This is a genomic window from Rhodoblastus acidophilus (assembly GCF_900187365.1).
GTDB lineage: Bacteria > Pseudomonadota > Alphaproteobacteria > Rhizobiales > Beijerinckiaceae > Rhodoblastus > Rhodoblastus acidophilus.
The window spans coordinates 1,081,637-1,103,124 of the sequence record NZ_FYDG01000001.1; the positions used below are offsets into that span (position 1 = coordinate 1,081,637).

General features: G+C 68.3%; 17 protein-coding genes. 9 read left to right on the plus strand and 8 right to left on the minus strand.

Going from position 1 to position 21,488, the window contains the following annotated elements; genetic code table 11:
* The first annotated feature begins 71 nt into the window (after positions 1 to 71).
* Both CFB24_RS04620 and CFB24_RS04625 read left to right on the plus strand, forming a co-directional pair.
* Positions 72 to 1,982 carry a type I secretion system permease/ATPase gene (locus CFB24_RS04620; RefSeq protein WP_088519346.1) on the plus strand — a complete coding sequence of 637 codons (1,911 nt, stop codon included), beginning with the start codon at positions 72 to 74 and terminating at the stop codon, positions 1,980 to 1,982.
* The gene (locus tag CFB24_RS04625; RefSeq protein ID WP_088519539.1) at positions 1,979 to 3,292 is read left to right on the plus strand and encodes an HlyD family type I secretion periplasmic adaptor subunit; all 1,314 of its coding nucleotides are present in this window, start codon (positions 1,979 to 1,981) and stop codon (positions 3,290 to 3,292) included. Before CFB24_RS04620 ends, CFB24_RS04625 begins: the two co-directional genes overlap by 4 nt.
* On the opposite strand, the gene CFB24_RS04630 is transcribed toward CFB24_RS04625, so the two are convergent.
* Genes CFB24_RS04630 through CFB24_RS04640 form a run of 3 tightly spaced genes read right to left on the minus strand, consistent with a single transcriptional unit; the run spans position 3,243 to position 6,012 of the window.
* Positions 3,243 to 3,824 (minus strand): acyltransferase, encoded by a 582-nt coding sequence (locus CFB24_RS04630; RefSeq protein ID WP_088519347.1) that lies wholly within the window; start codon positions 3,822 to 3,824, stop codon positions 3,243 to 3,245. The genes CFB24_RS04625 and CFB24_RS04630 overlap by 50 nt on opposite strands.
* Before the next feature lie 18 nt (positions 3,825 to 3,842).
* Positions 3,843 to 4,880: a nucleotidyltransferase family protein gene (locus CFB24_RS04635; protein WP_088519348.1), complete on the minus strand. Its 1,038-nt coding sequence runs from the start codon at positions 4,878 to 4,880 to the stop codon at positions 3,843 to 3,845.
* Positions 4,855 to 6,012 (minus strand): hypothetical protein, encoded by a 1,158-nt coding sequence (locus CFB24_RS04640; protein ID WP_088519349.1) that lies wholly within the window; start codon positions 6,010 to 6,012, stop codon positions 4,855 to 4,857. Before CFB24_RS04640 ends, CFB24_RS04635 begins: the two co-directional genes overlap by 26 nt.
* A 210-nt stretch (positions 6,013 to 6,222) precedes the next feature.
* Here CFB24_RS04640 and CFB24_RS04645 point away from each other — a divergent pair, with 210 nt between their 5' ends.
* Positions 6,223 to 6,552 carry a hypothetical protein gene (locus CFB24_RS04645; protein ID WP_088519350.1) on the plus strand — a complete coding sequence of 110 codons (330 nt, stop codon included), beginning with the start codon at positions 6,223 to 6,225 and terminating at the stop codon, positions 6,550 to 6,552.
* Between the two features lie 46 nt (positions 6,553 to 6,598).
* Here CFB24_RS04645 and CFB24_RS04650 read toward each other — a convergent pair whose 3' ends face one another.
* The 3 genes from CFB24_RS04650 to CFB24_RS04660 all read right to left on the minus strand — a co-directional run bounded on the left by CFB24_RS04650 (position 6,599) and on the right by CFB24_RS04660 (position 8,803).
* Positions 6,599 to 7,486, minus strand: a complete 888-nt coding sequence (locus CFB24_RS04650) for a lytic transglycosylase domain-containing protein (RefSeq protein ID WP_088519351.1) — start codon at positions 7,484 to 7,486, stop codon at positions 6,599 to 6,601.
* 93 nt (positions 7,487 to 7,579) lie between these two features.
* Positions 7,580 to 7,765, minus strand: a complete 186-nt coding sequence (locus tag CFB24_RS04655; RefSeq protein ID WP_088519540.1) for a YgaP family membrane protein — start codon at positions 7,763 to 7,765, stop codon at positions 7,580 to 7,582.
* 81 nt (positions 7,766 to 7,846) lie between these two features.
* Complete coding sequence (locus CFB24_RS04660; RefSeq protein WP_338064176.1) at positions 7,847 to 8,803, minus strand: LysR family transcriptional regulator; 957 nt, start codon at positions 8,801 to 8,803, stop codon at positions 7,847 to 7,849.
* A 91-nt stretch (positions 8,804 to 8,894) separates the two neighbouring features.
* Here CFB24_RS04660 and CFB24_RS04665 point away from each other — a divergent pair, with 91 nt between their 5' ends.
* The gene (locus CFB24_RS04665) at positions 8,895 to 9,917 is read left to right on the plus strand and encodes a YeiH family protein (protein ID WP_088519542.1); all 1,023 of its coding nucleotides are present in this window, start codon (positions 8,895 to 8,897) and stop codon (positions 9,915 to 9,917) included.
* A gap of 145 nt (positions 9,918 to 10,062) precedes the next feature.
* Complete coding sequence (locus tag CFB24_RS04670; protein WP_088519352.1) at positions 10,063 to 10,566, plus strand: methyltransferase family protein; 504 nt, start codon at positions 10,063 to 10,065, stop codon at positions 10,564 to 10,566.
* Positions 10,567 to 10,580: 14 nt separating this feature from the next.
* On the opposite strand, the gene CFB24_RS04675 is transcribed toward CFB24_RS04670, so the two are convergent.
* Positions 10,581 to 11,798: a GTP-binding protein gene (locus CFB24_RS04675; protein ID WP_088519543.1), complete on the minus strand. Its 1,218-nt coding sequence runs from the start codon at positions 11,796 to 11,798 to the stop codon at positions 10,581 to 10,583.
* A gap of 11 nt (positions 11,799 to 11,809) precedes the next feature.
* Positions 11,810 to 16,822, minus strand: coding sequence for a DUF4082 domain-containing protein (locus tag CFB24_RS04680; protein ID WP_088519353.1), 5,013 nt, complete (start codon positions 16,820 to 16,822; stop codon positions 11,810 to 11,812).
* Between the two features lie 364 nt (positions 16,823 to 17,186).
* On the opposite strand from CFB24_RS04680, the gene CFB24_RS04685 reads away from it, so the two are divergent.
* The 4 genes from CFB24_RS04685 (at position 17,187) to CFB24_RS04700 (ending at position 21,488) form a co-directional block, all read left to right on the plus strand.
* Positions 17,187 to 17,501, plus strand: a complete 315-nt coding sequence (locus CFB24_RS04685; protein ID WP_088519354.1) for a hypothetical protein — start codon at positions 17,187 to 17,189, stop codon at positions 17,499 to 17,501.
* On the plus strand, positions 17,479 to 19,683 hold the full coding sequence (locus CFB24_RS04690; protein WP_088519355.1) for a peptidase domain-containing ABC transporter: 2,205 nt from the start codon (positions 17,479 to 17,481) through the stop codon (positions 19,681 to 19,683). The genes CFB24_RS04685 and CFB24_RS04690 overlap by 23 nt, the downstream gene beginning before the upstream one ends.
* Positions 19,680 to 21,095 (plus strand): HlyD family type I secretion periplasmic adaptor subunit, encoded by a 1,416-nt coding sequence (locus CFB24_RS04695; protein ID WP_244593174.1) that lies wholly within the window; start codon positions 19,680 to 19,682, stop codon positions 21,093 to 21,095. Before CFB24_RS04690 ends, CFB24_RS04695 begins: the two co-directional genes overlap by 4 nt.
* Before the next feature lie 84 nt (positions 21,096 to 21,179).
* On the plus strand, positions 21,180 to 21,488 hold the full coding sequence (locus CFB24_RS04700) for a glycoside hydrolase family protein (RefSeq protein ID WP_088519356.1): 309 nt from the start codon (positions 21,180 to 21,182) through the stop codon (positions 21,486 to 21,488).

A 21,488-nucleotide genomic window follows, 5' to 3' on the forward strand; every position in this document is an offset into this window, starting at 1 on the left:
TCCCGCGCCAGCGGCTTCGTCCGCTGGCGTTCCGCACTTTCTCGAAGGGGCGCCGCGAGGGGCCGGACATCATGACTCATTTCGGAAGACCGACGCCGCTTGAGGATGCCTCCGACGCGCGGGCGGCGCGTTTCACGACCCGCGTCGCCGCATGGACGGAGACGCTGCGCCCGGCGGCGAAGGACCTGATCGAACTGGCCCGCCGCAGCCTGCCGTTTTTCGACCGCATCCGGGACACGGCGGCGGGCGACGCGCAAGGATCGGAAATCCGCGCCTTTCTGGCGTCGTGCCGGCGCATCTTCTGGGCCCTCGCCCTGTTCAGCGGGTTGAGCAACCTGCTGATGCTCACCGGCTCGTTCTTCATGCTGCAGGTCTATGACCGCGTGCTGCCGGGCCGCAGCGTGCCGACGCTGCTGGCGCTGTTGACGCTCGCGGTCGCGCTCTACCTGTTCCAGGGCGGCTTCGATCTGGTGCGCGCCCGGATCAGCGTGCGCCTCGGCCGTCATTTCGACGAGCGTCTGGGAACGCGCGTGTTCGACGCGCTGGCGCGGCTGCCGCTGAAAACCGGCGGCGACGGCGACGGGCTGCAGCCCTTGCGCGATCTCGATCTGCTGCGCGGCTTTCTCGCCGGCGGCGGCCCGATCGCGCTGCTCGACCTGCCGTGGATGCCGATCTATCTCGGCGTCTGCTTCCTGTTTCATTTCTGGATCGGCGCGACCGCCCTGATCGGCGCGACGGTTTTGGTCGCCCTCGCGGTCATGACGGAAGCGCGCACCCAGGCGCCGTCGGCAGCCTTCGCGCGCCATGGCGCGACCCGCGCCGCGCTGGCGACCGAGAGTCGCCGTAACGCCGAAGTGTTGCAAGCCATGGGCATGCGCGGGCGCGCGGCGCTGAACTGGCGCAAGGCCAACGACGCTTATCTGCAAGCGCACGAGCGGGCCAGCGACGTCGCCACCGGGCTGGGCGGCCTGTCGCGCGTGCTGCGCGCCATCCTGCAATCGGTGGTGCTGGCGGTCGGCGCGATCCTCGTCATCAATCAACAATCGACCGCCGGGATCATCATCGCCGGATCGATCCTGACGGCGCGCGCGCTCGCGCCGGTCGACGCGGCCATCGTCCATTGGAAGGGGTTTGTCGGCGCGCGTCAGGCCGGGCGGCGGCTCGACACGCTGCTGCGCCTGCTGCCCGAGGAGCGCGAGCCGCTGGCGCTGCCGGCGCCGCGCGAAACGCTGATCGTCGAAGGCCTGCATGTCGCCGCGCCCGGCTCGGAGCGGCGGCTGCTGTCGGACATTTCCTTCACGCTGAGCGCCGGACAGGCTGTCGGAATCATCGGCCCGAGCGGCTCCGGCAAATCGACGCTGGCGCGGGCGCTGGTGGGGGTGTGGCCGCGCCTCGCCGGCCGCATCAAGCTCGACAACGCCGCGCTCGAGCACTGGTCCTGCGAGGCGCTCGGCCGCCACATCGGATACCTGCCGCAAGACGTCGAATTGTTCGAAGGCAGCATCGCCCGCAACATCGCCCGGTTCGATCCCAAGGTGAAAGCCCCCGACGTGCTCAAGGCGGCGAAAGCGGCGGGCGTCCACGACCTGATCCTGTCTTTCCCGGACGGCTACGGAACGCGAATCGGCGACGGCGGCCTGGCGCTCTCGGCGGGCCAGCGGCAGCGGATCGGACTGGCGCGCGCCTTGTTTGGCGAGCCCTTCCTGGTCGTGCTGGACGAGCCCTCGTCCAATCTCGACAGCGAGGGCGAACAGGCGCTCAACGACGCGATCACGAGCGTGCGCGAGCGGGGCGGAATCGTGGTGATCGTGGCGCATCGGCCAAAGGCGCTGGAAAGCGTGGACCATGTGCTGGTGATCGGCGACGGCCGTCGCCAGGGGTTCGGGGCCAAAGACGAGGTGCTCAGCCGGGTGCTGCGCAAGCCCGCCAATCTGAACGTGGTCGCAACCAATTCGACCGGCGGAAAATGGAGCGCGCGATGACAGCCTCGCAGCCGGATTCGGCCCTGCATTCGATCCAACGCTACATGATCGTCGGCGGCGCGCTCGCCCTGTGCCTGACCTTCGGGCTGGGCGGCTGGGCCGCCACCAGCCGGCTGTCCGGCGCGGTGATCGGCCAGGGCGTGGTGGTGGTGGATTCCAGCGTCAAGAAGGTGCAGCACCCGACCGGCGGAATCGTCAACGAATTGCGGGTGCGCGACGGCGACGAGGTCAAGGCCGGCGATGTGCTGATCCGGCTCGACCAGACCCAGACCGCCGCCAACGCCGCCGTCGTCGTCAAGAGCGTCGACGATCTGCTGGCGCGCGAGGCGCGGCTCGAAGCCGAGCGCGACAATTCCGACGGCATCGTGTTTCCGCCCTCCCTGCTCGACCGCGTGCGGGAGAATTCTGATGCGGACCGGGCGATCGGCGCGGAGCGCCGACTGTTCGAGCTGCGCCGGCTGGCGCGCGAAGGCCAGAAGGCGCAACTGCGGGAGCGCAGCGCGCAATTGCAGGATGAAATCGCCGGCTATCAGGGCCAGACCGAGGCCAAGCACAAGGAGGTCGAACTGGTGCGCAAGGAACTCGACGGCCTGCGCACGCTCTGGGACAAAAAACTGATTCCGCTCACAAAATTGAACGCGATGGAGCGCGACGCGGCGCGGCTCGAAGGCGAGGGCAGCCAATTGTCGGGGCTGATCGCGCAAGCCAAGGGCAAGACCTCCGAAATCGCGTTGCAGATCATCCAGATCGACCAGGACTTGCGCAGCGAGGTCGGCAAGGATCTGATCGAAACGCGCTCAAAACTTTCCGAACTGGCCGAACGCAAGATCGCCGCCGTTGACCAGCTCAACCGAGTCGACATACGCGCGCCGCAGTCGGGCCGCGTGCATGAATTGTCGGTTCACACGGTCGGCGGCGTGATCGCGCCGGGCGAGCAGATCATGCTGATCGTGCCGGAAGCCGACGCTCTGGCCGTGGACGTCAAATTCGCGCCGCAGGACATCGACCAGGTGCGCGTCGGCCAGACGGCGGCGTTGCGGTTCACCGCCTTCAACCAGAAGACCACGCCGGAAATCGACGGCGCCATCGCCATGGTGTCGGCCGATTCCACGCAGGACCCGAAAACCGGCGCGAGCTTCTACAAGGCGCGGATCGAAATGAAGGCCAAGGAACTGGCGCGTCTCGGCCCCGCGAAGCTGACGCCGGGCATGCCGGTCGACGTCTTCATCAAGACGCCGGAGCGCACCGCGCTGTCTTACCTCACCAAGCCGCTGTGGGATCAGGCGGAACGGGCGATGAAGGAGCGTTGAGCCGGCGAATGCGCGCCGGCGAGCCGTAAGCGACGGCGCCGGCGGGTATGTCGCGATTGACCAGCGAATTGGCGCCGATCACCGCCTTGTCGCCGATGGTCGCGCCCATCTGGACGATGGCGTTCGGCCCGAGATAGACGCCGTGGCCGATTTTCGTCGGCGCGTAGTCGATCGGCAAGCGCCCGAGCGAAATCGACCGGTTGACGGTGTGGTGGGTGTAGATCTGCACGCCGGCCGAGATCGAGCACCAGTCGCCGATCTCCAACCCGCCGCCGGAGCCGTCGAGAATGCAGCCCGGACCGATCCAGCTGTGCCGGCCCACCCTGACGTCGCCGAGAACGAGCACGTTGTCATACATGGTCGTTCCCTCGCCGAAGCCGCAGGCGGCGGCATTGTCGGCGCGTTCGGTCAGCAGGTCGCCCAGCGAGACGCGGCGGCCGAACTGGCTCCGCTTGCGCGCGGCGAGCACGGCGAGATAGTCCCTCACGCGCGCCAGCCAGTCCTCGACATTTTCGACGGCGTTCAAAGACATGCGCGAAAAATCCCCCGGCTAGATTTTGGCGTCGCGGCCGCCGCGCGCCAGTTGCAGCAGGAAGCGCAAGGTGGCCCGCTCCGGCAGCCATCGCGTCGCCTTGGCGCCGACTTCGGCGCGATAGGCGATGAGGTCGAAGAGTCCGGCGGCCAGCAGCGCCGGGCGCAGCGCCGGAAAGCGCAATTGCAGCATGCGCCTTTGGTGCTGCAGGCGCGGCACAAACCGCCGGCGCAGCGCGCGCGGCACGTCCACCCCGAGCAGGGCGTGCAGCGCGGCGAGTTCGGTCTCCATCGCGTTGCGCCCGAGCGCGCCGACCGCGAAAGACGCCAGCCGGCCCCAATCGAAATCGTCTTGCGCCGCGAGTTCGCGCAGATCGCGCAGGTGCCGCAAGTCGAGGTCGCCGACCCAATAATCGTGGTCCTGGAACTGGTCGTGGACGATCAGAATATGCGCCTGACACACCGGCGACGGCAGCAGGCCCCAGCCCGGCCCGAGGGCGACAGGCCGGCAATGCGCGGCGACCTCGCCGAGCGCGCGATAATGGTGGGCGGGACCGGGCGGCGCGATATGCAAGTCGATCATGCCGACGTCGCCGGGACGGCCGAGGTCGGCGAACCAATTGACGCCCTCGTCCGCCTGCCGGAACACGGAATAGCCGTGACGCGCCAGACAGTCGAGCGCCAAGGCCCTCTCGCGCGGCGCGATCAGCAGATCGAGGTCGCAAGCCAGCCGGCGCGCGGCGCGGTCGGAGTCGGTCGTGGCGAGCAGCGCCGCGCCCTTGAGCAGGACCGGCGTCACGCCGCAGCCGTTCAGGGCGGCGAGCGTCTCGCCCAGTTGCGCGACGAGCCGGGCGTTGCGGCGAAGGTTGCGCGCGAACATCGCCTCGACCAGCGCGGCGACGTCCGAAGGCAAGGCGCCGCGACGCGCGAGGTCGATCAGAGCCGGCGTGGTCAGCGTCTTGTTGGCGAGCGCGACAACGCCCAACCAGTCCGGCGCCTTGGGACTCTCGCCGCGCAGGCAGACGCACAGATCATGAAAATCGCGGTTCGATCCCATTGCACAATTCACACAGCGCGTCGGCGGCCTCGGCCGAACGCTCGTAAACGAGTTCAAGGGTCGCGGCGCCGGCCAGCATGCGCCGCAAAGTGTGAAAGCCCGTCAGGGTCAATCGCCCGTCCGGCGCATGGGCGCCCGCAATCAGCCGGCGCATCGCCTCGACAGTGTCGAGCGCGACGACATGCGGAGCGGCGCCGGCTTGACGGCGCAGGAACACGAGCCAGCGCAGCGGATGCGGCGCCGGGTTCGCCGCGTCCAGGGCGGCGTATTTCACGATCTGTCCGTCGGGCCGCCGATGCGCGGGCGCGCCGCGCAGTTCCGGCCGCAAAGGGTCGATCATGTCCCAGGCGCCGGATTTAACCGTCGGCGCGAAAGGCACGCCCGCAACGGCGCCGTCGGGCGCGATAAGAGCGATGTCGTCGCCGCCATAGCCGAAGCCCCTCGCCGCCAGTTGCAGCGCGAGCGTAGTCTTGCCGGCGCCCGGCGGCCCGCTCAACAGCGCGGCGCGGTCGCGCCAGACCATGCAGGCGGCGTGGACCACGATCTCCGGCCGCTCGCGCGCCAGCACGTCCTCGGTGACCAGCGTCTTGATCGTCGGCGCCAGCTGGTCGCCGTCGCAGCCGCCGACCCGCCGGCCATTGCGAAAGATTTGCAGCGCGCCATCAAGCTCGATGGCCTGGAAATGCGCGGGCTCCGCCGCAAAGCCGGCGCCGAGGCCGCCCGCGGCGCGCGGAAACAGCGCCGCAATGGCGCGCAAATCCTCCGGGCGCGGCGCTTCGAAACTGAACGCGAGCCCCCCCAGGCCAAAGGCGAGCCGCGCGGCCTCCCCTCGATCGTCCGGGCGCAGCAGGCCGCGCCGCAACCAGTCGCCCAGGGCGTCGTCGACATAGCGCGCTGCGGCGGCCGGTTCGAGCCCGACCTCCAGCAGCCGCGCGCGCGCTTCGGGCGCGCCGCCCTCGCCGGTCAGGCGACACCAGATCAGCGCCGCCATGTCGTTGAGCGCATAAAGCGTCTGGTCTCCCTCGCAGAACAAGGTCGGCTGGCCGTCGAACAGCGCGAAAACGACGCCCGGCGCCGGGCGCGCCGCGAGCGCCGCCTTGGTCCCGACAGCGTCGATAGTTTCCAGGCGCATCCGATCCCGCTCCTTCGCCTGGACGCGCAGAGGACACGCGAAGTCGGCGATATTTATATCTGTCACGCTTCCGTTTTGAATTATTTTTAATTTAATAGCGCCCTTGAAATATTAAATCAAGAACTCAAATTAAATAATGCGCACGGCTGGCCGGCTTACGTCTGGGGGCGACGCATGTCCGGCTGGCGATTGAACCGAAAGGAGGATACAATGAATAGTCAGAACGAAACCGGCCCAGGCGCGGACGGCGCTGAGGCCGACCGACGAAAATTCCTGGCGTCGCTGGGACGATTTTCCGTCGTCACCCCGCCGGCGATCACCCTGCTGCTCTCGACCACGCTGACGTCGGAGGCGATCGCGCAATCGGGCGCCTCGCACGGCCATCATCCGCATGGTTGGGGCTCCGGACGCGACCACCACTGGAGCCATCATCACCATCACGCCCCCGGCGCGCCGCCGTGGGGTGGCCCGCCGCCCCATGGCCCGTTCCCTGGCCCGTTCGGCGGAGGAGCGCGCGGCGGCCCCGGCCGCGACGCCTGACGCGCCCGCCGATCCGAGAACCAGAGCCTGGTTTTCGGATCGGACGCTAGTTTCGGATGACGAGGCACTGCCCGCCCGCCGATTTCAGGCGTTCGCACAATGACGTCGCGCTCTGGCGCGACGCCTCTGAGACACGAACCTGATACCAATATGTCGGGAGGCGTCCGCCGATGCGCCGCGGCGCGACTTCGGGCGGCCGCGGCCCGAGGATTGCGGCGAACCGCCGCCGCATGTCGGCATATTGCTCAAGCGCGGCGGATTTCGAGCGATCGCCGACCAATTGCAGCGCCCAAGGATTTCCCCGGCCCGAACGCGCCGCCGCCGGCTTCGCCCCGCCCGGCGCGGCGCCCAGCGCGACAACCGCGCCGCGCGGCGGACATTCGGCTTGCGGCGCCGATTCCCCGCCGTCGTCGCGCATCCCCACCCAATCCTCGGCGCTGCGCCCGGTGACGCCGCGCACATAGGCGCGGGTCTCCTCGGGCAATGCGCGCGCGCCGGACAGCCACTCCTGCACGCGGCCGGGTCCGGCGTTATACGCCGCCGCCGCAAGGCCGAGATTGCCGAACTGCCGCCGCAATTCGCCGAGCCAACGCCCGGAATGCCGGATCGCCAGCGCGCCGTCGAACGGATCGTCCAGCCCGCGCCATTGCGCCGTGCCGGGCATGAACTGCGCGATGCCCTGCGCGCCGGCGGAGCTCACGGCTTGCGGATTGAACCGGCTTTCGCGCCAGATCAGCCGGATCAGGAAATGTTCGGGCAAGCCAAAGGCGCGCGCGGCGCCAGCGATCTCTGCGCAGGTCGTCTGCAACAGGGCGGCGCGCGCCGACGCTTTGGCCGCGTCGCCCGCCGCCTCAGCGGCTGGAGCCGGGCCGCAGGCGGCCGCGACCGCCAGACCGACGCAAAAAACGCCCACGCATTGAACAATTCGGCGCATGATTTCGCCCCCGCGAAAGGACGGAATTTATCAAAGGCCGAACAGCATAATCGATCAAGGTTAAATTTTTAAACGCGTCATTCCCCGCGCCGGCTATTTCAACCCGAATTTGCGAAACAGGAATTCCGGCGGACAAAATCCGGTGAAGGCCGACTGAATCAGATTGAGCCCGATGAAAACCGTGAACAGCAGAAACCACGGCGAAACGAAATAAACCAGCGCGGCCGAAATCAGGACCATGGTCCCAGCCAGGGCGCGGACGGCGTTGTTGAGGGTCACGGCGGCGTCTCCATTTACATTCGAATATTTTAAATCAAAACGGCGCATCCGCCAAGCGGGTCGCCCGGCCGACGCAAAGGGTCAGGACTCGCCGGAGCGGCAGGCGGCGAGCAAAGCCAGCGACGCGCGCGACGGACGGATCTGCTTGTGCCGCAGCAGCTGAAACAATCGCGGCGGCGGCGCCGGGGACAAGCGCCGCAGCGCGCCGCAGCGCAGATAGGGGCTGGCGACCAGCAGCGACACCACGGCGACGCCCGCCCCCGCCGCCACCGCAGACAGCACCGCCTCGTTCGACGGCAATTCCAGCGCGGGCGGCTGGCCGCAGGCCGCAGGCGCCAACTGGCGCAACGCCAACTCGAAGGCCGCGCGCGTCCCCGAGCCTTTTTCACGCGAGATCCACGGCGCTTCGGACAGCGGGACTTCGCCGGATTCGATGCGGGCGGCGAGATCCGGCGCGGCCACCGCCACCAGTTCGTCGCGGTCGATGGTTTCGACATCGAGCAAGGCGTGCCGGACCTCGCCTTCGACCAGGCCGAAATCGATGTCGCCCGTGGCGGTCAGCGCGGCCACTTCCTCTGTGTTGCCAATGGTCAGCCGCAACTCGACGCCGGGATGGGCGCGCTTGAACCGCGCGAGCCGCTCGGGCAGCCAGTAATTGCCGACCGTCTGGCTCGCCGCGACCACGACGGCGCCGATGGTCAAGCCGCTGAGATCGGCCAGATAGCGCTCCGCCCGCTGGCTCGCGCTCAACAGCGCCCGCGCTTCCGCCAGAAACAGTTTTCCCGCCTCGGTCAGCGCGACGCGCCGGCCGATCCGCTGAAACAGGATGACGTCGTGGCGCATCTCCAGCGCGCTGATCGCGGACGACACCGCCGATTGCGTGAGATGCAGCGCCTGGGCGGCCTGCGTGACATGCTCGCGGTCGGCGACGGCGATGAAGATGCGCAATTGCTCCAAGGTCATGTGTTCAGGGTCATGTTCAGGCCCGGCGGGCGGGGGCGCAGCATAGCCGAGGCGCGCGCCCCGGAAAACGCTCATCAAGAAAATCGAATGTTCCAACGCACAATATGCGTTGGATCGAATGTTTCTGCAGGCCGATAAGCGCGCCATGTTCCAGCCGGAGACCGCCATGACACCCACCGCCGCCAGCGCCATCGGGCGCCAGAACCCGTTTTTCACCCTGGCGCCCGGCCTCGCGCTGACCGCCGGCGTCGCGCTCTGCGCCTATGCGCTGCGCCTCATCCCCGGCGTCGCCGCGCTCAGCCCGATGATCCTGTCGGTTCTGATCGGCGCCTTGATCCATAATACCGTCGGCGCGATCGGCGGAACCGGCGAGGGCGTGAATTTCTCGCTGCGGCGCATCCTGCGTCTGTCGATCGTCCTGATCGGGCTGCAGATCACCGGGCAGCAGGCGGCGGAAGTCGGGGTCGGCGGAATCGGGCTGATCGCCTTCGGCCTGCTCGCCACCCTGGCCGCCACGCTGTGGATGGGACGCCTGCTCGGCGTGCCGCGCGGCGTCGCCCTGCTGATCGGCGTGGGCACGTCGATCTGCGGCGCCTCGGCCATTGTCGCGGCCAAGGCGGCGACGGGCGGCGAGGAGGACGACGCGGCCTATGCGGTCGCCGGAGTCACCCTGTTCGGCACCATCGCCATGTTCCTCTATCCGGCGCTGGCCGCCCCGCTGCATCTGTCGGCGAGCCAGTTCGGCCTGTGGGCCGGCGCCTCGGTGCACGAGGTGGCGCAAGCCGTGTTCGCGGCGGGCCAGGGCGGGCCGGAAGCGCTGCAGGTCGGCACCATCGCCAAGCTCACCCGCGTCGCCATGATGGCGCCGGTCATCATCCTGCTCGGCGAAATCTACTTCCGCCTCGGCCTCGCCGGCGGCGCCGAGCGCCGCAAGCCGCCGTTCCCGTGGTTCCTGTTGGGGTTCCTGGCCATGGCGGCCCTCAACAGCCTCGTCGCCATTCCGTCCGAAGTCAGCGCGCCGCTGCGGGCCGCCGCGACCTTCCTGCTTTCGATGGCCATGGCCGCGATGGGGCTGCACACCAACCTGCGCCATGTGTTCTCGGCGGGGCTGCGGCCGCTGGCGCTCGGCCTGTTCGCCTCGGCCTTCATCAGCGGGACCGTGCTGACGCTGATCAAGCTGGGCATGTGAGCTTTAGCGAAGCCGGGGCGCGACGTTTCGCCGCTGCGCGCAAACGCCCCGGCTGCCCTGCTTGATTTTCGGGCGCCTTTGGCGCGATTGTGTTTTTCGCCTCCGATGCCGTAGCGACAGGCCCGGAGGAGAAAGGCGGTCTCCCTTGCCCGAGGATTTTCGCGCCCGTCCCAATGTGCTGCCCTGGCCCCCGGTGATTTTCGCGGCGGCCTGGATTCTCGGCTTCGCCCTGGAGAGCATCGCGCCGCTCGGCGAGGAGTCTCTGCCCGCCTGGGCGCTGACCATCGGCCGCCTCATCGCCGCCACCGGCATCGCCCTCGATCTCTGGGCCATGGCGGCCATGACCGCGGCGCGCACCAACATCATGCCCAATCGCTCGGCGCGGCGGCTGGTGACCTCCGGCCCGTTCTCGCTGTCGCGCAATCCGATCTATCTCGGCAATACGCTGGTCACGCTCGGGATCGGCCTCGGCCTGGGCGCGCTGTGGTTCATTCCGCTCGCCGGCGTCGCCGCCGTGCTGGTCGAGCGTCTCGCCATCCGGCGCGAGGAGGCCCATCTGGCCGCCAAATTCGGGGCCGATTGGACCGCCTATGCGGCGGCGACGCCGCGCTGGCTCGGCTTTGGTTTTAGCACACGCGGGCGGACGTAAGGCCCGCGCGAAATCTACGCCAGCTCCGGCGTCGGCTTGGCGAAACGCCATTCCGGGAAGGGATCGGCGAGGTCGGCGGCGCCCTCCGGCGGCGCATCGACCAGACAGGCGTCGAGCATGGCCTGCAATTGCGCGGGATCGTGGCCGCGCCCGATGAACACCAGCTCCTGCCGGCGGTCGCCGCAAACAGGATCCCACCGGCTGTCGATCAGGGCCGCGAGCGCCGGATCGGCCGGCCAATCCGCGCGCGGAACCGCAGCCCACCAGCGCCCGAGCGGCTCGCACCGCCGCTGAATGCCCGCCACCGACAGCAATCCGGCCCAGTCCGGCCGGGTCGCAAGCCAGAAACAGCCTTTGGCGCGGAGCACCCCCGGCCAGGGGCGGCTCAGGAAGGCGTGGAGCCTGGCGGGATGGAACGGCCGGCGCGCGCGATAGGCGAACGAGGAAATGCCGAACTCGTCCGTCTCCGGCGGATGCGCCATCGGGTCGTTTAACTCGCGGCTCCACAGCGGATGCTGCGCCGCGCGGGCCGGATCGTGCAAACGGCGGTTCAGAATCGCCCGCAGCGGCGCGCGGCCGTGATCGGTCTCGATGATCTCGGCGTCGGCGTTGAGCGCGGCGAGAAGCGCGCGCGCCTTGACGAGATCCGCTTCGCGCGCGTCCGACACCTTGTTGAGGATGAGCAGATCGGCGCATTCGATCTGCTCGACCAGCAGATCGACCAGAGTGCGGACCTCAGTGGCGCCGCTCCGCTCGCCCGGTTCGCACGGCTCGCTCAGCGGATCGTGGCGCGCGAACCAGCCCGCCAGCGTGGCGGCGTCGACCACGGTGATCAGCGCGTCGAGCCGCGCCACGTCGGACAAGGAAATTCCCTCGGCGTCGCGATAGGCGAAACTCGCCGCGATGGGCAGCGGCTCGCCAATGCCGGTGCTCTCGATCAGCAGGTAGTCGAACCGCTGCTCCGCCGCCAGCCGCCGCACCTCCGCCAGCAGGTCGTCGCGCAGCGTGCAGCAGATGCAGCCGTTGGTCATTTCCACCAGCCGCTCGCTGGCGCGCGACAGCCCGGCCTCGCCATTGCGCACCAGTTCGGCGTCGATGTTGACCTCGCTCATGTCGTTGACGATGACCGCGACGCGCAGGCCCTCGCGATTGCTCAGAACATGATTGAGCAGCGCAGTCTTGCCGGCGCCGAGAAAACCCGTGAGAACCGTCACGGGCAGCCGTTGGTCCATCGCCGCCTCCTTCACGCGGTTGGCTGGAAGGCGAGATCCGCCCAGTAATTGGTGGAATTATAGCTGTTGGTCGGGAAAAGCCCCTCGGTCGCGGAGCCGCCATAGGCGTAGACGCCGGCGTTGGCGGGCGCCGTCAAAGCGCCGCTCGCGACCGGGCCGGCGAAAAAGCCGCCCGTCGCCACATAGGCGCCGGTGGTGTGATACGAGGCGACATAAGTCGCGCCGGCCGTGAGCGTGACCGGGCTCGCCAGCCCGACCGTCTGCCAGCCGCTGGCGCTGGTGTTGGAGAAGGTGACGCTCGCCAGTTTCGTTCCCGTCGCGCTCCAGAGGTCCAGCACGTCGGTCCCCGTATCGCTTGCTGCGCGGTAGAATTTCAGCGCCGTCACCTGTCCCGCCGTGGCGGCGGTGAATTTCACGCCCAGCTCGATCGGCGCGCCATCGTTATAGGATGCCGGCGCCGTCGACGGCGTCGTGGCGCCGAACAGGCTGACGGTGGTCGCCGGGCTGGTCGAAACCGTCAGATTGAACGTCTCGCTGGCGGACAGGCCGGCGGCGTCGGTCGCGGAAACCTTGATGACGCGCGAACCGATGTCGGCGCTGGCGGGCGCGCCGGAAAACGTACGTGTCGCCGCATTGAACGTCAGCCAGTTCGGCAAGGCGGCGCCGCTGGCGTCGGTCGCCGCATAGGTCAACGCATCGCCGCTGTCGACGTCGGTGAAGGTTCCGGCCGGCAGGGCGTAGCTGAAAGCCTGGCCGGCGACGGCGGTCTGCGCCGGCGTCTGGGCCGCCAGCGTCGGGGCGTCGTCGGCGCCGTGAAGGGTGATGGTCAGCGTGGTGGAGGCGGTGGCGCCGGAGGAATCGGCCAGGGTGTAGCTGAACACATCCGTCAGCGTGTCGGTCGGCTGCCGCAGAGCCTGCACGGCCGCGTCGTTTTCGTTGATCGTATACGTGTAGCCGCCGTCGGCGTTGAGCACGAGGCCGCCATGGGCGCCGGCCAACGACGCGCCGAGCGCGCCGGCCGTCGCTCCAAACGCGACCGCCGTCACGGTCTTGGCGGCGCCGCTGTCGTTGGCGAGCACATTCCCCGTCGCGGCCGCGCCGCCCGAGCCATTGGCGACGCCGCCCTTTTCCGTGGCGTCGCCCGCATCCGCCACAGCCGTCGGGCCGGAGCCGGACGCGCCGGTCGGCTGGAACACCACGTCCACCCAATAATTGGTCGCGTTCCATGTATTCGACGGGAACAGCCCCTCGGTCGCGGAGCCGCCATAGCTATAAACGCCATTGCCGCTCGCCACGGCGGTGAGCGGGCCGCTGGCGACGGCGGCGGTGAAATAATTGGCCGTCGCGACATAGGCGCCGGTGGTATGGTAGGAGGCGACATAAGTGGCGCCGGCCGTGATCGTGACCGGACTCGCCAGCGTCACCGTCTGCCAGCCGCTGGCGCCCGTGTTGGCGAAAGTTGCGGTCGCCAGCTTCGTTCCGGTCGCGGTCCAGAGATCGAGCAAGTCCGTTCCCGTGTCGCCCGCCGAGCGGTAAAATTTCAGCGCCGTCACCTGCCCCGCCGCCGAGGCGGTGAATTTCACGCCGAGTTCGAGCGGCTGTCCGTCGTTCTCGTTAACACTGGCCGGAATGTTGGCGGCGGTGAACAGGCTGTAGCTGGCGCTTCCGGCGGGCGCGACCGTCAGGCTCACCAGCGCGGCGGACGTCCCGCCGCGACCGTCGGACACCGTGTAGGAAAACGACGCGGCGCCGGTATAGCCGGCCTCCGGCGTGAAGGTCACCGTGGTGTTGGCCGGGTTGGATTGCGGATTGAGAACCACAGTTCCATGCGTCGCCCCGCTCACGGATGCAATCGTAAGGGTGTCGCCGTCGGGATCGGAATCATTGGCGAGCAATTGCGAGGCGGCGATGACCAGCGGAGCGTTCGCCACGTCGACCAGACCGCTGTCGGCGACGGCGACCGGCGGCGTATCGGCGACGCCGGAGCTGGGGACGAACATGACGTCCACCCAGAAATTGGTGGAATCGTAGCTGCTGGTCGGGAAGGCGCTTGCGGCGCCATAGGCGAACACGCCGGCGTCGGGGGCGGCCTTCAGCGGGCCGCTGGAGATCGTCGAGGCAAAATAGCCCTGGGTGTTGGAATAGTGCCCGACATTGGTGTGATAGGACACCGTATAGGTCTGGTTGGCCGTGATCGTCACCGGACTGGAGAAGGTCGCGGATTGCCAGCCGCTCGCCGTTTCATTGGAGAAGGTGACGGTCGCCAGCAACGCGCCGGCGCTCGACCATAGTTCGCCGGTATGAACGCCGGTGTCCTGGCTGCTCTTGTAGAAGCGCACGCCGGTCACGATTCCCGCCACGGACGAGGAGAACCGCAGGCCGAGTTCGACCGCGCCGGCGTCCGTCGTATTGACCACGGCGGGCGTCGAGGCGCCGGAAAACAGCGTGAGATAGGGCGCGGGGGCGATGGTGACCGCGCGCCCGGCCGACGGCGTCTCCAGATTGATGCTGTCGTCCACCGCGCGCGACAAAATCGTGACGGTCCCGGCGACCTGCGGCGACCAGGTGTAAGTCCACACCGCGCCTCCCGTCGCCGTCGCCGGATGCCAGCTCGCGCCGCCATCGGTCGAGAGCTCGACGCCCGCCACCACGCCGCCGACGTCGGAGACGGTTCCGGTGAGCGTGTAAAGCTCGCCCGCCGTCACGGCGCCGATGGCGTCGATGCTGGAGACGGGCGCGGTGCGATCCGTGCTCGCTTGCCCCTTGATCAGGCCCGAGGCCAGGGTTTGCGGCTGCACGCCCATGTCGGCGAACAGGTTGACCATGGCCTGCTGCACGCGGATGTCGGTCGGCGTTTGCTCGAGATCGTGGCTGTCGCTCAGGCCCCAGGCCCAATAGACCGTGCCGGCGCCGAAAACGAGCGCGCCGGACGGCGCCCGATACAGCGTCAACTGGTGCGTCGCCGTTCCGGCGCCGGTGGTGTTGCCATAGTCGAGCAGCAGCGTGTCGACGTCCAGCGTTGTCGAGGACAGCGCGACAAGGCCGGCGGGCTGGAAGCCGTTGTCCACCGCCTCGTCCCATTCGTAGCCGAGATAATTCTGGGTCAGGGTCGCGGTCTGGCCGGGTTGCAGATTGGCGACGCTGGTGTTGCGCCAGAACCGGAGATTGGCGTCGCTGTAAGGAATCGTGATCGACTTGAGGCCGATGCTGAAGCGCGTGTCGTCAACCTGGAACAATTGTCCGGTCAGGCTGTTCTGCGGCGTCCCCGCCCCGGTCTGCGAGCTGAAGCGCGGGTCCATGAACGTGCCGGTCCACTGGCTGCTCGGGTCGATGTCGGAATTGGCCCAGGTTTCCTTGTAGGAGATCAGCGTGCGGTTGCTGGTTTGGTCGCTGCTGATGCTCGAACCGAGCCGCGTCGCCCAATAGACTTCGTTGCCGCTCCAGAATTCGAGATTGACGCCGGCGTCGCGCGCCGCCTCGACATTCAGCCGCTGCTGTTCCGTCCAGTATTCGTCATGGCCGGCGTCGAGATAGACCTTGTGATTGAGCAGCAGCGAGCCGTAGCGGTCCACATCGACGCCCGACAGATAGGACACGTCGTAGCCGTTCTGCTCCAACCAGGAGATGGCCGAATATTCCGCGCCGAACAGATAGTCCTGGGCGCCGGCCGCCGTTCCCACGCCGCCGCGCGTGGCGATGGGACGATTGTAGCTGACCGCATAGGCGCGCCCGGCGCCCTGCCCGGTGGCGGGCCCCTCGCCGCCGTAGAAATTGGCGATTCCCCAGCCGTTATAAGCCTGCCAGGTCTCGTCGGAGGTCTGGAACACGACATCGCTCGTGCTGGAATCGTCGCGCACGATGAAGGGAATCTGGTTTTCGCCGGCCACGCCGTCGAGCCGCGTCAGCTTGGCGATATAGACGCCGGACACGGCGTCGCCCGGCACGTTCCAGGTGGCCGACACCGACCAGTTGCCCGCGTCCACCAGCCCGGTCGCGGCGTCCACCAGCGGATCGGGCTGCGACTGCAAGCCGGTGTGATAGAGCGTGTCGACCTTGCGCGCGCCCAGGCCGCCGTAATAGCCGAGCCGGTAGATGTCGATGCGGTAATTGGTGGAATCCGTGTTGATCTTGAAGCTGATGGCGTTGCCGTGATTGACGCTGATGTCGGTGGCGAAGCCTTCGATATTGGTGGAGCCGCCGCCGTCTATGCCCCATTCGCTGACGGGATTGCCCGGCTTGAGATTCTCCAGCACGATCGGGTTGAGGTTCGACGTCGAACCCAGCGACGCCGCCAGCGCGCTCTGATAGGCCGCGGCCTGCGCCGCCGTCGTGGTCGTGACGGCGCCCGAGAGAACGCCATAGTCGCTGGTGGTGTGGCCGCTGCCGGTCGGATAGCCGCTGCTGGCCGCCGTTCCCCCGACCAGTTGATTCGACATCGGGATGGCGAAGCTGTGCGACAGCGAGGCGACGGCGTTCGGGCCATCGCCCGAGAATGTGCCGGCAAGCCCCTTGTCGGTGAGCAGCAGTTGCGTCGGGCACTGATAATATCCGCACACGCCGCAGCACAACACGGGCGGCGAAAGCGTCAGCGCCTGCGCAGCAGCCGGACTCCCGGCGCTCGACACGGGCGTCGAACTGAGGATCAGCACCGGCGCGGGCTCGCCCGCCGCGCTCGCGGCTGCGGCGTCAAGAGACGCCGGCGCCTCCAGCTTGTGCGCCGACGGCCAGATTGCGGCGGCGTCCGTCGCGGGGGCGAGCGGCGCGGGGGCGAGCGGCGCGGCGGGCGCGCCGCCCGGAAATGACGTCGGCGCATGCGCGCGCCAGCCGACGAAGCCAGCGGCCAGCGCGGCGCCGCGGGCGATGTCGCCGAAGCCGGTCAGTTGCGCCGCGTCGTCGGCGTCCGACCCCGACCAGACCGGACCCGCCAAGGCTGCGAGCGGCGCGCCAGCAGGCGCGCCCGGCGCGACGATCTCCGCCGGCCTGAGCTTGTTGCGAAACTTGTCTTGCTGTTGCGGAGCGCCCATCGGATCCCCTCCCGTGACCACAGCAGCCCATATTCGGCATCGACAGAATTAAATAATCATAAAATCAATTTGTCCAATAAATATATTGCCTGCAAATACCCTCGCGGACTCATTCCCCGCCTCACCATACCGGAATCAAACAACGGACATACAGCGGTAATTCGTAGTTTCCGAGTCTGCGCGAAAACCCGGCGAGAGCGCCTCGATCAAATTTATTTGCCAAAAATTCAATTGACGGATAATTTAATTTAAATCTAAAATTGACAGGTCCCAGCTCCAGGAACGGGGCGAGGGAACGGACGCCCGGACAAGATGGACGGAATCGGCCTCTTCTTCAGGCCGCACGGCAAGACAGGAGCCGATCATGCACGCCGAACTCTATACCGACGGGGTGGACGAGATCACCGTGAGCGGTTCGATCGTCCGCCTCGATCTGGTCAGCCTGTCGCCGACGGAGCGCGACGACAACAATGCGCCCAAGCGCGCCTTCCGCCAGCGGCTGATTCTCTCGGTGGACGCCTTCGCCAATTCGGTCGAAGTCATGCAACAGGCGCTGCAAAGCCTGGTCGCGGCCGGGGTCGTCCGCCGCAACGCGCCGGAGTCGCGGCCCGCGACGCAACCCATCCTGGTCGAAACCGCGCCTTCAGGTTCGCCGAATGCTTCAGTCAATTTCCGCTGACGCGCCTGAGGCCGAGGCCGAGGCGCCGCCGGCGCCGCACGGGGCGCGCACCGCGCTCGAATGCCTCGCCCTGGTCGCCAACGCCCATGGCTTGGATCTGCCGGCCGACCGCCTGCGCCACGCTTATGGGATCGGGGCCGGCCCGATCGATCCCGCGCTGGTGCTGCGCATGGCGGCCGAGGCCGGCTTGCGCGCGCGCGCCACGCGGCTCGACTGGTCCGATCTGCTTCAGCTCGGCGAGGCGTTTCCGGCGATGCTGCGCCTCGACAACGGCAACTGGATCGTGGTGGTCGGCGTCGCGCCAGGGGCGGACGGCGCCGGGGAGTCCGTTCGCCTGATCGATCCGCTGGCCGAGCGCCGCAACGAACCGCTGGTGGTGCGCCAGGAGGCGTTTTGCGCGCGATGGTCGGGCGACGCGATCCTGACGAAGCGCGACCGGCGCCCGGACGACGCGCCGGCGTTCGGGCTGCGCTGGTTCTTGCCCGAACTCGGGCGGCAATGGCGGCTGTTCGCCGATGTCGCGCTGGCGGCCATCGTGCTCTATGCGCTGGGGCTAGCGCTGCCGATCTTCTTCCAGCTGGTGATCGACAAAGTGTTGGTGCACGAGAGTTTTTCCACGCTCTACGTGCTCGCGGGCGGCGCGGTGGGGGCGCTGGCCTTCGACGCCCTGTTCACCTTCCTGCGGCGCTACCTGCTGCTCTACGCCACCAACAAGATCGACGTCCGCGTCGCCACTAAAACCTTCGGCCATCTGCTCGGCCTGCCCATCGCCTTTTTCGAGCACATTTCGGCCGGCGTGCTGGTCAAGCACATGCAGCAGGCGGCGCGCATCCGCGAATTCCTGACCGGGCGGCTGTTCCTGACCACGCTGGACGCGCTGTCGCTCGCCGTCTTCGTTCCGGTGCTGCTGCTTTACAGCGTGAAGCTCACTCTGGTGGTGCTGGGCTTCGCCGCGATCACCGGCGGGGTGGTCGCGGCCTTGATGGGGCCGTTCCGCCGCCGCCTGGAGGCGCTCTATCTGGCCGAAGGCGCGCGGCAGGCCCAACTGGTCGAGACGGTGCACGGCATGCCGACCGTCAAGGCCCTCTCGCTCGAACCCTCGCAGAGCCGCGACTGGAACGACCGCTGCGCGCAGGCGGCGACCATGCGGTTCGGCGTCGAGAAAATCTCGGCGGGCGCCCAGGCGCTGACCGGCTGTCTGGAAAAATTGTCCACCATCGGCATCATCGCCCTGGGCGCGCTCGACGTGTTCAGCGGCGCCATGACGGTGGGCGCGCTGGTCGCCTTCAACATGCTGGCCGGGCGGGTGTCCGGCCCGCTGGTTCAGCTCGTGACCATGGCGCATGAATTTCAGGAGGTGGCGCTGGCGGTCAAGATGCTGGGCGAGGTGATGAATCGGGCGCCCGAGCGCGACAGCGCCCGCCAGGGCCTGCGCCCCGACTTTTCCGGCGGCATCGTGTTCGAGAACGTCTCGTTCCGCTATGCGCCGGACGCCGCGCTCGCGCTCGACGACGTTTCGTTCGACATTGCGCCGGGCGCGATTTTCGGAATCGTCGGGCGCAGCGGCTCCGGCAAGACCTCGCTGACGCGGCTGATCTGCGGCATGCACCCGGCCTCGAGCGGCGTGCTGCGCCTCGATGGTTTCGACTCCCGCGAACTCGATCTCGCGCATCTGCGCCGCAATATCGGCGTGGTGCTGCAGGACAATTTCCTGTTTCGCGGCACGGTGCGCGAAAATATCGCGCGGGCCAAGCGCGACGCCAGCTTCGCCGAGGTGATGCGCGCCGCGCAACTCGCCGGCGCCGACGAATTCATCGAGCGGCTGCCGCGCGGCTTCGACACGCTGCTGGAGGAGAACGCGTGCAATCTGTCGGGCGGGCAGAAGCAACGCCTGGCCATCGCCCGCGCGCTGGTGGCGGACCCGCGCATCCTGATCCTGGACGAAGCCACCAGCGCGCTCGATTCCGAAAGCGAGACCATCGTGCGCGCCAACCTGCGCCGCATCGCCGAGGGCCGCACGGTGATCATCGTGTCGCACCGCCTGTCCATGCTCGCCGACGCCCACCAGATTCTCGTGCTCGAACGCGGCCGCGTCGTCGATCTCGCCCCCCACGACCGGCTGCTGTCGAAATGCGGCCTTTACCGCAGGCTGTGGAGCCAGCAGACGAGGCAAGCCGGATGAGCGCGACCGACGAGGCCCGCTCCGCGCTGGCGCTGGCGCGCGCGACGGCGGCGCGCGCCCTGACCGCGCCGGGCGCGCCGGGGCGGCGCTCCGCCCTGCTGATCGAATTCCAGTCCGACGCGGCCGAAATCGAACATCGGCCGCCGCCGCGCCTGGCGCGCGCCACCCTTTACGCCGTGGTCGCGCTGATCGCCTCCGCTGTGGTCTGGGCCAGCGTCTCGCATGTCGACACCATCGTCGCCGCGCAAGGCAAGCTGGTCACCACCAGCCCCAACATTGTGGTGCAGCCGCTGGAGACTTCGGTGATCCGGGCGATGCATGTGAAGGCGGGCGACCGCGTCGAGCGCGGCGAGGCGCTGGCGACGCTCGACCCGACCTTCTCGCAGGCCGATTTCGACGCGCTGCGCAGCCGGCGCTCGGCCTTCGACGCGGCCATAACCCGGCTGCAGGCCGAGCTGCGCGGCGAGCCGTTCAGCCCGAGCGCGCCCGCCAGCGCCGACGAACTGCTGCAAGCCGACGTTTACCGGCAGCGCAAGGCGCATTACGACGCCCAGATCCACGATTTCGACACGCAGATCGCCTCGGCCAAGGCCAATCTGAAAACCGCCCGCGCCGAGGAGACGGTTCTGGTCCAGCGCCTGGAGACGATGCGCTCGATCGAGACCATGCGCGACACGCTGGCGGCGCGGGAGATCGGCTCGAAGCTCAACATGTTCCTGTCGCGCGAGGCGCGGCTGGAGGTCGAGAGCAATCTGGCGCGCGTGCGCGGCGCCATCGAGGAGCAATCGCATCGCGTCGACAAGGCCGACGCCGACCGCGCCGTGTTCGTCGAGGATTTTCGCCGCGCGGCCTATCAGGATTTGGTGGAGACGCTGGCCAAGAGCGCCAGCGCCGCCGAGGAGTTGAAAAAGGCCGAACTGCGCCGCAACCTCATCGTGCTGCAGGCGCCCGCCGACGCCGTGGTGCTGGAAATCGCCGGCCGCAGCGTCGGTTCGGTGGCGCGCGAGGCGGAGCCTTTGTTCGTGCTGGCGCCGCGCAACTCGCCGCTGCAGGCCGAAGTCAACGTCGAGGGGCGCGACATCGGACAGGTCGCGGTGGGACAGCCGGTTCGCGTCAAATTCGACGCGTTCCCGTTCCAGAAATATGGCGCCGCCTCCGGCGTCGTGCGCGTGATCAGCCAGGACGCTTTCGCGCCCGACGCCAAGACCGAAGCCCTCCATGACAAGACGACGCCCTATTACCGCGTCGTGGTCGATCTCACCGAGGTTCGGCTGCGCGCGAGCGGCGAGCGCGCGCAACTGCTGCCGGGCATGGCCGTCACCGCCGAGATGAAGGTCGGCGACCGCAGCGTGATGTCTTACTTCCTCTATCCGCTGCTGCGCGGACTCGACGAAAGCATTCGCGAATATTGACGCGGGGCGGCGCAAGCTTTCGCTTTCCTTTGCGCCGCGATGCGGCATACTGGCCACGCCGATCGACGGTTGGAGGCCAAGCCAATGCCTGAACGGACCTATCGGGAACCCGGCGCCGATGTCACCATCGCGCGCGCACGCCTGAACGGACTCGACATCGACGTCACCCATCAGCAATCGCCCCGGGGCGATTGGGAAGAAGTTTCGATCACCTTGCGCGCGTCGCCCTCGTTCCAGGCGTTCGGCGACGCCTTGGCGACGGCCAATCCCGTCAAGCTCTGGGCGCAGGCGGCGCAAATGATGTGGGCGCCCTGGCTGCTGGCGGCGCGGCCGCTGCTGGAGCCGGCGCGCCCGCGCCAGATCCGCTCCGAACCGGGACAGGACGGGCGCTAG